Source organism: uncultured Maritalea sp. (assembly GCF_937139385.1).
GTDB lineage: Bacteria > Pseudomonadota > Alphaproteobacteria > Rhizobiales > Devosiaceae > Maritalea > Maritalea porphyrae_A.
This window is the reverse complement of record NZ_CAKZPW010000124.1, coordinates 1-12501: the sequence shown is the minus strand read 5'-3', so window position 1 is coordinate 12501 and position 12501 is coordinate 1. Positions and strand designations below refer to the sequence as shown.

Annotated in this window: 12 protein-coding genes; 11 read left to right on the top strand and 1 reads right to left on the bottom strand. The window is 47.9% G+C overall.

Going from position 1 to position 12501, the window contains the following annotated elements; genetic code table 11:
• A partial coding sequence (locus Q0231_RS05095; protein ID WP_299345881.1) for an alanine racemase C-terminal domain-containing protein occupies nucleotides 1-945 on the top strand: 945 nt, incomplete at its 5' end.
• Nucleotides 946-1002: 57 nt separating this feature from the next.
• Here Q0231_RS05095 and Q0231_RS05090 read toward each other — a convergent pair.
• Nucleotides 1003-2172, bottom strand: a complete 1170-nt coding sequence (locus tag Q0231_RS05090) for a nucleotide sugar dehydrogenase (protein ID WP_299345878.1) — start codon at nucleotides 2170-2172, stop codon at nucleotides 1003-1005.
• A gap of 375 nt (nucleotides 2173-2547) precedes the next feature.
• Between Q0231_RS05090 and Q0231_RS05085 the strand changes: the two genes are divergently transcribed.
• The 10 genes from Q0231_RS05085 to Q0231_RS05040 form a co-directional block, all read left to right on the top strand.
• Nucleotides 2548-3270, top strand: coding sequence for a sugar transferase (locus tag Q0231_RS05085; RefSeq protein ID WP_299345875.1), 723 nt, complete (start codon nucleotides 2548-2550; stop codon nucleotides 3268-3270).
• A 23-nt stretch (nucleotides 3271-3293) separates the two neighbouring features.
• Nucleotides 3294-4250 (top strand): UDP-glucuronic acid decarboxylase family protein, encoded by a 957-nt coding sequence (locus Q0231_RS05080; RefSeq protein WP_269392996.1) that lies wholly within the window; start codon nucleotides 3294-3296, stop codon nucleotides 4248-4250.
• A gap of 42 nt (nucleotides 4251-4292) precedes the next feature.
• Entirely contained in the window at nucleotides 4293-5276 is a 984-nt protein-coding gene (locus tag Q0231_RS05075) for an NAD-dependent epimerase/dehydratase family protein (protein WP_299345872.1), read from the top strand.
• Nucleotides 5276-6094, top strand: a complete 819-nt coding sequence (locus Q0231_RS05070) for a WecB/TagA/CpsF family glycosyltransferase (protein WP_299345869.1) — start codon at nucleotides 5276-5278, stop codon at nucleotides 6092-6094. Before Q0231_RS05075 ends, Q0231_RS05070 begins: the two co-directional genes overlap by 1 nt.
• A 215-nt stretch (nucleotides 6095-6309) precedes the next feature.
• Nucleotides 6310-7383: a hypothetical protein gene (locus tag Q0231_RS05065; RefSeq protein ID WP_269392993.1), complete on the top strand. Its 1074-nt coding sequence runs from the start codon at nucleotides 6310-6312 to the stop codon at nucleotides 7381-7383.
• Complete coding sequence (locus tag Q0231_RS05060; protein ID WP_269392992.1) at nucleotides 7364-8623, top strand: glycosyltransferase family 4 protein; 1260 nt, start codon at nucleotides 7364-7366, stop codon at nucleotides 8621-8623. Before Q0231_RS05065 ends, Q0231_RS05060 begins: the two co-directional genes overlap by 20 nt.
• Nucleotides 8620-9855: a hypothetical protein gene (locus Q0231_RS05055; RefSeq protein ID WP_299345866.1), complete on the top strand. Its 1236-nt coding sequence runs from the start codon at nucleotides 8620-8622 to the stop codon at nucleotides 9853-9855. The genes Q0231_RS05060 and Q0231_RS05055 overlap by 4 nt, the downstream gene beginning before the upstream one ends.
• Nucleotides 9852-10538, top strand: coding sequence for a hypothetical protein (locus Q0231_RS05050; protein WP_299345863.1), 687 nt, complete (start codon nucleotides 9852-9854; stop codon nucleotides 10536-10538). The genes Q0231_RS05055 and Q0231_RS05050 overlap by 4 nt, the downstream gene beginning before the upstream one ends.
• Nucleotides 10531-11859: an O-antigen ligase family protein gene (locus Q0231_RS05045; RefSeq protein ID WP_299345861.1), complete on the top strand. Its 1329-nt coding sequence runs from the start codon at nucleotides 10531-10533 to the stop codon at nucleotides 11857-11859. The genes Q0231_RS05050 and Q0231_RS05045 overlap by 8 nt, the downstream gene beginning before the upstream one ends.
• Nucleotides 11852-12501: metallophosphoesterase (locus tag Q0231_RS05040; RefSeq protein WP_299345858.1), on the top strand; the 650-nt coding region annotated here is incomplete at its 3' end. The genes Q0231_RS05045 and Q0231_RS05040, both read left to right, overlap by 8 nt.

Sequence of the window (12501 nt, the reverse complement as noted above, 5' to 3'; positions counted from 1 at the left end):
GGTGTGGACTGTATCGGTATAACGTCCAACTCAGAAGCTCGTGAAGTGCGCAATACGGGCTTCGCAGGTAGCCTGATCCGTCTGCGCGCAGCAACACAAGTCGAAATAGATCAGGCGGTGCATGATCGTGTAGAAGAGCAGGTTGGCTCTTTGCAAACAGCGCAGTACCTAAGCGTGCTCATAAAGTCGGGCCGTTACCAAATGGGAGCCCATCTTTCGTTAAACGCTAAGGGCATGTCGCGGGATGGTTTGGAGATATCGACCGTTGCAGGGCAAGAAACCTGCCGACGGATCGTTGGAACTTTGGGTGAGAAGATTGTTGGAATATGCAGTCATTTCCCGTCAAACGATAAAGAGCATTTGCGCCAAAACTCAAAACTGTTCCAACAACAGGTGGATTGGGTTTTGGCCAACAGCAAATTGAAGCGAAAGGATCTGCTGATCCATGCAGGCAGTTCTCTCACACTGATCTCTGAAGAACATGTAAAAACGGACATGTTCAGATGTGGAGCCATACTCTATGGCATATTGAAACCGGAGTTGGGGTTTCTGCCGACAATGGAGTTAAAAGCGCGGGTGGTCAGCATAGGTGATTACCCTATGGGCACAACCGTGGGCTATGATCGTTCCAAGCTATTGGAGCAAGATGGTCGTCTTGCCTGCATTTCAATTGGCTACGCAAATGGTTTTCGACGAAACGGATTTGAACGCAGCATCGTCAGCATAAACGGCAATTCTTGTCCGGTGGTGGGCAAAATCTCCATGAACACGATTGTTGCCGATGTTACAGAAATGAAAGAAGTTCAAGTTGGGGACGAAGTGGTGATTTTTGGCGGCGCCCACGCAAACAAGATTGGGCGCGATAGCGCAGAACACCAGTTCGAAACCATTATGGCGGACTTATATTCTGACTGGGGTCTGCGCAACCCTCGCAAATATCGCTAGGGAACTCCTGCCAATGTGCTCAAGTCCTTCCGCATCACGATGAGCGATTGGGCACCTTTAGTCTTCGCCAAACAAGTCCCGTGTGAAGACTTTATCTGACACGTCAGCCAAGTCATTATGAAATCTGTTGGCTATGATGATCTGGGCGCTGTTCTTGAACTCAGATAAGTCAGAAATGGACCTTGCACCAAAGATAGATTTTCCCTCCAATACGGGTTCAAAAACAACCACTTCGATGCCCGCAGTTTGCAGCCGCAACATAACCGCTTGGACAGCACTCTCGCGGAAATTGTCGGAACCTTTCTTCATTGCCAGCCGATAAACCCCAACAGTTTTTGGTGCTTTCGAGATTATATGGTCCGCAATGTAATTAATGCGCGTCTCGTTTGATTGCACGATGGCTTCCATAAGGTTTTGGGGCACACCTTCAAACGTTGACAGCAACTGCTTTGAGTCTTTGGGCAAACAATAGCCGCCATAGCCAAATGAGGGGTTGTTGTAACTATTGCCAATCCTTGGATCGAGCCCAACCCCAGCAACAATGTCTTTAGCAATTAGGTCAAACCCAAGCGCAAAACTATCCAACTCATTGAAGAAGGCGACCCGCATTGCCAGATAAGTGTTGGAAAACAGTTTTATCGCTTCGGCCTCCGAAGTGGAGGTGAAAAGCGTTTCAACTTTGTTGGTCTTGGCCCCTTCAACAAGGAGGGCGGCAAATGCTTTCGCAGTATTCAAATCGCCACCAACCACAATCCGCGAGGGGTACAGATTGTCATGTAGCGCGTTTCCTTCACGCAAAAACTCAGGTGAAAACAGAATATTTGTGCTGTTCATCTTCGCACTTAGCCCCTGTGTATATCCAATTGGCACTGTCGACTTGATAACAATCGTTGCATCAGGGTTCTGCTCAAACACATCGTTTATCACGGTTTCTATTGTTGATGTATCTATTGAATTGCTTGAGGTGTCATAGTTAGTTGACGTGCAAATAACGACGAAATCGGCGTCGCCATAAGCATCTGTTTTGTCTGTAGTTGCCTGAATGTTCAGTTTTGAGCTCGCGAGGTATTGGGAAACCAATTCGTCTTTAACCGGGCTCGTTTTACTCTTGATGAGATTTATGCGGTTAGTGTCGATGTCGAGCGCCAACACCTGATTGTTCTGTGCCAATAGAACGGCATTTGCGATGCCTACATACCCCATCCCCACAACTGTTATCTTTTTCATAAATTTAGGGTCTCTAATGCAGATGCAAAAATGAAGTTGCGTGAAAGCAGTATAGTTGTGTCGATAACAAGGCTTGAACGATTGGGTGAATATGCCCCATCACCCTCTTTTTAGCTGCTACAAATCGGTCATTCCTCTATCGGTGAATGTTCGTATAAATCACAAAATAATAAACCGCACTCAACAAAATTTAGCAAACCCAAAGAACGAGAATGCTGTCTTGTTTTGGAGTTCTCTGAATTTACATGTGTGATATCAATAGCTTACGTATCTCACTAAATTTTCTTCGGCGAAGCAACTGTGTAGTTGAATCTTTTTCATCATCATGTAGGGTACGTATTAATACTTTTTTAACTTTTTATTTTTTTGAGCATTATGTCTTTTCAGTCTTTTGGCGCGCAAAGCGCATTTGTCTTTCCGTCGGGTAAAAAATCAATTCCCATTCCTTCATCAGGCTATGGTCGACCTGCTGCCAACACCAGTTTTGCCAAGCGATTGAATGTGGCTGCAAAGCGAGCGATGGACATAGTGATTTCCGTGGTTGCGCTGGCACTGCTTTGGCCCGTGTTTTTGATAATCATGCTACTCATCAAAATTGAAGACCCTGGGCCAGCGGTTTTTAGGCAACTAAGGTGGGGGCAGGGCGGGCGCAAATTCACGGTCCTAAAATTCCGTACGATGTATGTTGGCAGATGCGACAAAACTGGCACCAAGCAAACGGTAAAGAACGATAGTCGTGTCACGCTTGTGGGTGCATTTTTGCGCAAATCAAACATTGATGAACTGCCGCAACTGGTGAATGTTTTAAAGGGTGAAATGTCACTCGTGGGGCCACGTTGCCACCCCGTCGGTTTAAACGCAGGGGGCATTTTATATGAAGAGTTGGTGCCCAGTTACCATCGTCGTCATGCCTTAAGACCGGGCATCACCGGGCTAGCACAAATCAACAAATTGCGCGGACCAACGCTGGATAAAGAGCGATCAAGAATGCGGATCGTTCATGATCGTTTGTATGTCATCAAAAACAATGTGTGGCTCGATTGCCAAATCATCGTTCTAACAGCCATCAGAGAATGCTGGCGCGGTACCGGGTTCTAGCGGCAACCATGGGGGCGACGCGAATGGCACAAAAGACGGTTCTTGTTACTGGCGGTGCAGGTTTTCTAGGGTCTTTGCTTTGTGAACGTCTATTGGAGCGCGGGTGCCGCGTCCTGTGCGTAGATAATTTTTTGACCGGCGCTCGGCAAAATGTGGCGCACCTTTTGCCAAACCGCAATTTTGAGCTGATGAAACACGATATCTGCTTGCCGCTTTCCGCTCAAGTCGATGAGATTTTCAATTTGGCTTGCCCTGCATCGCCAGTCCATTATCAAGACGACCCAATTCGGACCATGAAGACAAACGTCCTTGGCGCCTTGAATATGCTTGGGTTGGCAAAACGAGTGAACGCGAAAATTTTGCAAGCATCAACGTCCGAAATTTACGGCGATCCATTAGTTCATCCCCAGACTGAGGATTATTGGGGGCACGTAAATCCAATTGGTTTGCGTGCGTGTTATGACGAAGGAAAACGGTGTGCAGAGACGTTGTTTTACGATTTCCAACGCCAACATGGTTTAAACATAAGAGTTGCAAGGATTTTCAACACATACGGTCCGTACATGCATCCCGAAGACGGTCGCGTCGTTTCCAATTTCATCACTCAGGCGCTAAAAAAGCAGGACATCACAATTTACGGGAACGGCCAGCAAACGCGCTCGTTTTGTTATCGTGACGATTTGGTTGAAGGGCTGCTGCGGCTGATGGATGCGCCGGATTTTGTTTGTATGCCCATCAACATGGGAAACCCAAACGAGTTCACCATTCAAGAGTTGGCTCAATTGGTTATTGGTGCCACCAAATCCAGCTCAAAACTAATTAATCTACCTTTACCTACTGACGATCCAAAAAAACGCCAGCCAGACATTGGTTTGGCAATCAAGTACTTAGATTGGTCGCCAAAAGTGCAGTTAAAAGAAGGCCTTGGCAACACTATTGCATATTTTAGAGATATTTTGACGAATGAGGCTGCGGTATGAATTCCATCAATGCCGCTCTATGTATTTTTTTAGGAGTAAACAATGAAACGGAGCGCACTCGTGTGTGGCGCTGGGGGCTTCATCGGATCCCACCTCGTCAAACGCCTAAAACGTGAGAACTATTGGGTTCGCGGCGTTGATCTAAAGCTTCCACCATTTGCAGAAACACAAGCCGACGATTTCATTGTTGCTGATCTGCGAGACAGCGCAGCCTGTGGTCGAGCAATAGATCGGCAATATGATGAGGTTTACCAGCTGGCGGCCGATATGGGCGGTGCTGGCTATGTTTTTACCGGCGAAAACGATGCAGAAATAATGCGCAACTCTGCAGCGATAAACCTAAATGTTCTAAGCAGTTGCCAAGAACGAGGCATTGGAAGAGTTTTCTACTCGTCTTCGGCCTGTGTTTACCCCGTTCACAATCAGCTAGATCCAAACAATCCATTCTGTTCTGAGCAGTCCGCCTACCCCGCGGCACCAGATAGTGAATATGGATGGGAAAAATTGTTCTCCGAACGCCTGTTTCTGGCTTTCAACAAAAACCATAGTATGAATAATCGTGTCGCTAGGTATCACAATATCTTTGGCCCTGAGGGGGCTTGGCAAGGCGGTCGGGAAAAAGCGCCGGCCGCTGTGTGCCGAAAGGTTGCGATGGCCAGCGATGGTGGTGAAATCGAAATATGGGGTGACGGCAATCAAACCCGGTCATTTCTGTTTATTGATGAATGTATTGAAGGCACATTACGTCTTATGCAGTCGGGTTTTGCAGGTCCACTAAATATCGGTTCAGATGAAATGGTCACCATCAATCAACTCGTGGATATGGTGTGCGAAATTGCAGGCAAGACCCTCCATAAGAACCATATATCAGGACCAATAGGCGTGCGTGGTCGCAACTCTGATAATGCGCTTATTGAGCAAAAACTAAGCTGGCGACCAAGCTTGAAGCTTTATGCTGGGCTTGAGCAAACCTACGACTGGATCGAGCGCCAAGTGCAGCGCGAAACCAACCAAAGTGCTGCCTAATGCAATTAACGCGACAAGCTTCAAAGGTGCACCCGATCACATCAAAATCAGAGCATCTGCCCTCTCACGATATGTTGGGCATGCGTTTGGATGATCTGGATCTAGCGTCGGTCCTTGAACGCATCGTTGAGATGGCGGATGCTGGTCAACCTGGTTATTGCTGCCTGACCAATGTCCACCAATGCGTGCTTGTGCACGATGACCCAAAGTTTGGCGCCAAGGTGAATGCTGCCACATTTGTTATATCAGACAGCGTCATCTTGGAGCGGGCCAGAGCAACCCGATATGGTCTGTCGTACAAAAGCACGCAGCGTGGCGCGGACATTATGCATCGATTGTGCGCACAGGCGGCGGCACGAGGTATAAAAATCGCGTTGATCGGGGGAAAGAACAATCGGACACTTGAAAAGCTAAAGATCAATCTGACGACGATACATCCAAAGCTCGAGATCGCTTGCGCTCTATCGCCGCCCTTTCGCCAGTTAAGCGCCGACGAAGATGCCAACATCATCAATGCAATCAGCAACTCCGGCGCAAGATTGATATTCGTTGGGCTCGGATGCCCCAAACAAGAGAATTGGATGGCCGATCACACCCAACAAATTGGCGCAATGATGATTGGTGTAGGCGCTGCGTTTGATTTCAATGCGGGGGTGATTGAGCCATCGCCGCAATGGGTGCACGCAGCGGGATTGGAATGGCTCTACCGCCTCCTGCGCGAACCGCGCCGCCTAGGAAAGCGTTACCTTACGACATCCCCCCGGTTTTTGTGGCTGTTAGCGCTGGATATTATCCGAAATGGGAGCAAATCAAGTTGAGCCCGTTGGTCACCAAAATACGTTGCCTATGCGCAGAACTATGCGAGGGATCTAAAAACTCAATTTGGCCAGTGACCAGCCAAGTCCTATCAAGCGCTGCAAATTTCGCCATAACTGTTTTTGTTATAAGGGCCATAGGTATTGCCCAATTTGGCCAGTTTAGCATTTACTATTTGATTGCGTTAAACCTGAGCGCCGTCATTTTGGCCCTAGTCATGATGCCACTTTCATCAATCTTAGAGCTTACTGAAAAAAGTGAGCAGCGCGCATTGATTGCCACGTCGAGCTGGGTGTTTTGCACAATTTCATTGGTTACAGTGGCTTTTTTGATTGGCGGCGGATTTCTGTTTGGTCTTGGCGCAAATAGTGCGATCCTTGCCCTGTTTTTCATGTCGATCGCACTGACGGAATTTCTCCGGCGCATCTTGTTTTTGGTTTGCCGTGATGTGCAGGCGTTTCTGTCTGATGTACTTCGATATATCTGCGTCGGCTTGGCATTCCTTTTTGTTGTGAACTCGCCGATCAAATTGGATCCTACAATCTGTGTGCTCATAATTTCGACTTGCTTTTTGGCGGGGTCAATTTTGACGTTCTGCCAAAATTTCGCAAAAACCATTTTCGTGACTTCTGCCAACCAAATGCAAAAAAATATTGGGCGCATCGTCAAAAGTGGCGGTTGGTTGAGCTGGGCAACCTTCTTGCAGTTCTGCAATGAACATCTGTTTGTAGCGGTTGGCGCCCTGGTTTTGGGGCCTCAGACAATCGGCATGGTTCGCGCCAGTCAAAGCCTTGTTGGGCTCATTAATCCATTTCTTTATGCGCTAGAGAATATTCTACCTCGAAAAATCGGCGCGGATATGAGAGCGCTTGGTCAAGAACGGGCGGTCGCCAGTTATCGTCGATTTGCAGTGGCCATCGTTTTCTGCCTTGGGCTGCCCCTTTTGGGCATAGCGTTTTTTGCTGAACCCATTTCAAATTTATTTTTGGGACAACGCGTGTTTGAGGTCTGGATCCTTCAAGCTTTTTGCGGGGTGTATTTTTTGATCGTTTTGAGGACGTTGATCACTTTTGCTCTTCGGGCGTTTGAATGCACAAAAGCGATATCGAACGCGACAGCATTGGCAGCGCTTACGAGCGCAATTATTGCCTATCCCGCGATGATGTTTTTCAATGTTTCTGGACTGGTCGGTGGCATAACCATTGCACAATTAATCGCGACCCTAGCGCTCATTTGGCCTTTCTCATTGGTAATAAGAGAAAGGACGCCCAGTGCTCAAACTCAGAGCTGACACCCAACAAAGCAAGGTCTTGTTGTCTGCGTTTGCCTGTTCGCCATGCCTTGGGTCAGAGGCAGGTGTGGGGTGGCGTTGGGCGCTAGAAATTGCAAAGCTGGGGTATGAGGTAACCGTACTTACGAGCGGTGTCTACAGAGGGGAAATTGAGCTTTGTTTAGACAAATTGCCTGAGTTGAATCAGCCAAAATTCACATATGTTGATGCCTTTGGGGGCGCCAATTACCAAAGCTCAAATAGGGTTTGGCAATATGTCTATCTTTACTTGTGGCAGTTTCTTGCGGTTTGGCGGGCGCTCAAATTGCACAAAGAAATTCGGTTTGATTTGGTGCATCACATAACCTTTGGAGGCATTCGCTACCCCAGCTTTTTGGGCGCGCTCGGCATTCCATTTATTGTTGGTCCATTAGGGGGCGGTGAGTGTGCACCCAAACAATTGCGAAAATCCTATCCATTGCGCGGTAAAATTGTTGATGCAGTGCGCGATTTGTGGAACGCGCTTGTCCCGTTTGATCCAATTCTGCGCCTGCAATTCAGCCAAGCCAGCCTAATTCTGATAAAAACGCCAGACAACATTGCTTTAGTGCCAAAGTTTGCTCGATGGAAAGTTCAACAACTCTTTGAGATTGGCATAGACCAAGTTCCAAAACCGGTTGGCGCCACCAAGACCAAGAACCCAACAGTGCTCTTTGCTGGGCGATGTCAATTTTGGAAAGGAATGCATCTTGGTATAGGCGCAATCGCCCAAGCGATGATCGCGCTACCAGATTTGACCCTAACGATCGCGGGTGATGGACCGGAGCGAGAATTGTGGGAGCGCCAGGCAAGTGTCCTGGGCATTGCACACCGTGTTACTTGGCTCGGGTGGCAACCAAAGGATGCGCTAGACGCATTGTATCAATCTCATCACCTTGTCTTGTTTCCAAGTCTCCATGACTCTAGCGGCAACGTTGTGCTTGAGGCGTCTATTCGAGGGACACCTGTTGTGTGTTTGGACTGCGGCGGTCCCGGCGCTCTCTTGCCTTCAACGGCAGGTGTGAAAATACCCGTTCAAAGCCGCACAGAAAACGAGGTCGTCGACATGATGGCGGCGGCAATAAAGCACTATCTGAGCGCACCGGCAGAACTGGAGAAGCTCGCCAAAACGGCTGAAGAATGGGCGCGCGAACAAACTTGGGCCTCGCGGGTCGTTGCTGCCTATGCAGACTTTACACCAACAAGAAATGGCGGCGCATGACGATGCTTTCCGTCTCTAGAAGTGCTTATGAGCCAGCGAACGAGGAAGCAGCAGCACTTTGGGCTCTTCCTATTGTGGCTTATACGATTGGGTTTCAGGTGTTTCGCCCATTTGGCATTTGGTTGCTTGCGCTGGTCATATTGACCTCAATAGGTTCCATTTACTGTGCTCGACGGGTTGTCGGATTTTGGACATTTTTTCCATTGTTGCTGGTTTCAACAATGATGCTTTTTGTGTCTTTAGCCGGGTTGGCCCCAAGTAGCTGGACTGTCTATCGAGATGTATTTGCCGCGTTACGACAGTGGAGTTGGGTTATCATCATTCCAATTGCCACAAGTGCCTTTTCGGCCTTTTTGGGCCGCCACTACACCTTAATCCAAAAAAACGCATTGGCATTATTGTGCATCGTTTTCGCCATAACTTGTCTGTCTCGAATGGGGACAACAAGATACGTGGGGGAAGGGCAAACATTCACCCTATACGTTTTGTCAAATGATGTTTTGCCGGTCTATTTGTTGCTCATCTTTTTGGTCCTTTCTAAGTCAAATCTTTTGCTTCGCATAAGCGTGTTTGTCGTTGTGGCTCTGCTGTCATCGAGCACTCAGTCCCAAGTCCTTATGATTGCCATTTTTGCGACTTGGGTTTTGCCATGGCCTCGTCTGGTTTCGGCCGGGTTGTTTTTCTCATTGTTGGCATTTGTGCTCATCGCGCCTTGGCATGCGTTGGAACTATACGGCATTGACCACAACTCCGGCCTTAGAGCACAATTTTGGCATGACGCTTTGATCGCGCTCAGCGATTCCTCCGGTCTAGGGGTTGGGTTTGGCAATGAGTTTATCGCCAGCAATTTCAGGGACGTAACCCACTCTAGTTGGTCGTTTTTTTTGGAGGATGATTCCGCAAGGCTTTATATCTCCACCCACAGTGTTGTTTACGATGTTTTGATGAAAACCGGCGTTTTGGGCTTGGCTGCACTTTTGTTTTTCTATTGGAGATTATTCGCAACAAAATCTCACATGACCTTGCACCACAGTCGCCTTTTCTGCTCAATTTTCAATGTTTTGGTTGTGGCCAGTCTTGTCAATCCCGGCTTCACAACCCTCAATTTCTCCTTAGGCGCTTCAATGTGCCTTGCTTTGATGTTTCACATTACAAAGATGCAAGAGCGAAAAACCCAGCGTCGGGACGCGTTTACATGGCATGGCCAGAGCCTGCGGAACATGCGCACATGAATCTCTCAAAACTTTTGGCATTGTTGGCGATTGTCGGCCTTGTGATCATCTCACTTGTGGTGATGCTGGAGGAGGGGCAACTCTATTTGCCCAAGGCGCAGGGAAACATAATCCAGAAGACCAATAACGCCCCATTTTCTGTTGCCGCAAACAAACAATTGCTGGACCGATGCGTGCGTCGCATGTCTGACTACCAATTCTTGCTTGGCCTTTCTGGGAACGTAAGAGCCGAAATGCTGCATTGCCACGCACAGAGCTTGGAAATTGCCAAGCGCTTGCCCACTTATTCATATGCTTGGATGGTGGTAGGTTTCAGCGCAACGCTGTTGGAAGATGAATCGTCGCTTGTGGAGGGGTTTCAACGCTCCTATCTGTCGAGCCCCAACCAACTTTGGATTGCACGCCTTAGGGTGTTGTGGCTCATTGAACGCGCGCCCCACCTTTTATCTAGCGGCGCGCTCGCAACTGTTGTTCAAAATGATATCTCAGTTTTGATTGTCGGCAACACAGACTGGAACATTGTTGCCACCTTATATCTGCGCACAAACACTCGACAGCAAACTTTTGCGGCAGTGCGCACACTGCCGTTCGTGGATCAAATGCGTTTTCTTGAAATGATGTCCGGCCAACGCAATGCAAAAGAAGGTTCCGCTTTGGATGTGGGCAAGGTGGCAAATGTTTAACGTGCGGTTGTTGCAATCAGCGGTGATAGCCGTGGTTTTGTTTGCGGCACTACCACTGGCCAGCAATAGGCCGTTCTTTTGGGCGCTTAACCTATTTCTCTTCTCGTTGATCGCTTTTGCATATCTCATCTCCCCCAAAAAACCGGACAAATCAAACCTTGTGCAAATAGCGCAATCAAATCCAGTTTTTGCGCTCTATTTCTTGTTCATCATTTTTGTGCTGGTGCAAATGCTACCGGTGCCGATCTTTGAACCACTGGGCACCATCATCGATAGCAGACTATCAGGAAAAACAATAAGTGTTGCCATTGGCCCCACAGTATTGTCCCTAATCAACTGGCTGACATATGGCTTGGTTTTTGTTCTGACCATAAAGCTCTTCGATAAAGCCCGTGGTGGTCAATTTGCCCTACAAGCCCTTGTTGTTGGAATGGCAATCTACGCGTTTTACGCGCTCGTTGCCCTTACCCAGCTGGGCGACCCGCTACTCATTTTTAAAAAGCAAAACTATATCGGGGTTGCAACCGGCACATTCGTCAACCGCAACAGCTTTGCGACTTATCTGGCACTGGGTTTGATCATTGCGTTGTCGATTGTGATTTCTGCGCTCCAAAAGCTTGAAGCGCGGCAAATCTTGTTGGTGGAATTTAGCAAGCCAAAACTCTTGTTGAATGTGGTGTGCGTCATCTTGCTAGCCGTTGCACTTGTGCTGACCAAATCAAGAATGGGGATATTTGGGGCGGTATGTGGCATCGCCGTTTTGTGTTGCCTCTGGATCGTGAAAACGCACGTAACCAAGAGCTATTGGATAATCGCCTTTGCTGTGACACTGGTTTTGGTCATCAGTGTCTTTGTGATGAATTCCCCAGATATGCTTGATAGGGTTTTGGTCGTTGGCAGGGATGCGGGTCATCGATTGGCAGCATATGAATTAGCGTTAAAACTGATCGCAGATCGACCCATCGTTGGTTTTGGCGCGGGCACCTTTGACCTCGTGTTTCCAATGGTAAGAGACAAGTCGCTGAACGTTGGTTATGTCTGGAACAAAGCCCATTCGACCTATTTGTCCTTGTTTGTCGAGTTCGGTTTGATTTTCGGTCCAGTGCCCATCCTCACTATCGCATTCATTTTCGCGCAATCCGTCGCTATTTTTTGGCAAAATTCAATTCTATCGGCGCGGAATATGGCAAGTATTGGGTGCACTACGGTGGTGGCGCTGCATGCTTTGGTCGATTTCAGTGTTGAAATACAGGCTATCGCGCTTTTGTTTGTATTTGTGTTGGCCATTGGCCAAACCGTTGGCGGTCGCACCAATGTTTAGATCTATTTGGGCAAAGCGTTTTCAACGAGCCCACTGCAAAGTTGATGAGAAGAGCCACCTCATAAACGATGAAATCCAAACGATCTATGCAATTGGCGATGTTCATGGATCTCTGGATTTGTTGAAAAAACTTGAACACGAGGTTTTCAACACTCACAACCAAAAAAGCGGGTCAGCTGCTTTACTGTTCCTTGGGGATTTTATCGATCGTGGACCAATGTCCGCGAACCTTATTGAACACCTGATTGGCGTGTCCCCCAAAGGGTTTGTTCGGCTGTGTATTTGTGGCAACCACGAACTGATGATGAAAGAGTTTTTGTCTTCACCTAGTCCCGATGCTGATTGGCTTTTTTGTGGTGGCCGAGAAACGCTTTTGTCCTATGGGATTGGGCGAATAGACGTTGATAAGAGCAGTCTTTTATATCAAGTTCGCGCCGCAATACCTGCAAATCACATGCGCTTTCTTGAAAGTCTTGTTCCTTATTACATTTGGAACAAATTTATTTTCACCCATGCCGGCCTTAACCCGGAAAAAGGAATTGCCGAGCAAACAGCAAAAGATACGTGCCGCAACGTTTCATCGTACAAGTGTCAAAAACAAGCATTCGGAAAAACAATCGTGCACGGCCATTTCATTGTGCC

Bases quoted from the DNA above. Each gene is read 5' to 3' on its own strand.
- Q0231_RS05090 (WP_299345878.1), bottom strand. From the start codon at position 2,172: ATGAAAAAGATAACAGTTGTGGGGATGGGGTATGTAGGCATCGCAAAT.
- Q0231_RS05085 (WP_299345875.1), top strand. From the start codon at position 2,548: ATGTCTTTTCAGTCTTTTGGCGCGCAAAGCGCATTTGTCTTTCCGTCG.
- Q0231_RS05080 (WP_269392996.1), top strand. From the start codon at position 3,294: ATGGCACAAAAGACGGTTCTTGTTACTGGCGGTGCAGGTTTTCTAGGG.
- Q0231_RS05075 (WP_299345872.1), top strand. From the start codon at position 4,293: ATGAAACGGAGCGCACTCGTGTGTGGCGCTGGGGGCTTCATCGGATCC.
- Q0231_RS05070 (WP_299345869.1), top strand. From the start codon at position 5,276: ATGCAATTAACGCGACAAGCTTCAAAGGTGCACCCGATCACATCAAAA.
- Q0231_RS05065 (WP_269392993.1), top strand. From the start codon at position 6,310: ATGATGCCACTTTCATCAATCTTAGAGCTTACTGAAAAAAGTGAGCAG.
- Q0231_RS05055 (WP_299345866.1), top strand. From the start codon at position 8,620: ATGACGATGCTTTCCGTCTCTAGAAGTGCTTATGAGCCAGCGAACGAG.
- Q0231_RS05050 (WP_299345863.1), top strand. From the start codon at position 9,852: ATGAATCTCTCAAAACTTTTGGCATTGTTGGCGATTGTCGGCCTTGTG.
- Q0231_RS05045 (WP_299345861.1), top strand. From the start codon at position 10,531: ATGTTTAACGTGCGGTTGTTGCAATCAGCGGTGATAGCCGTGGTTTTG.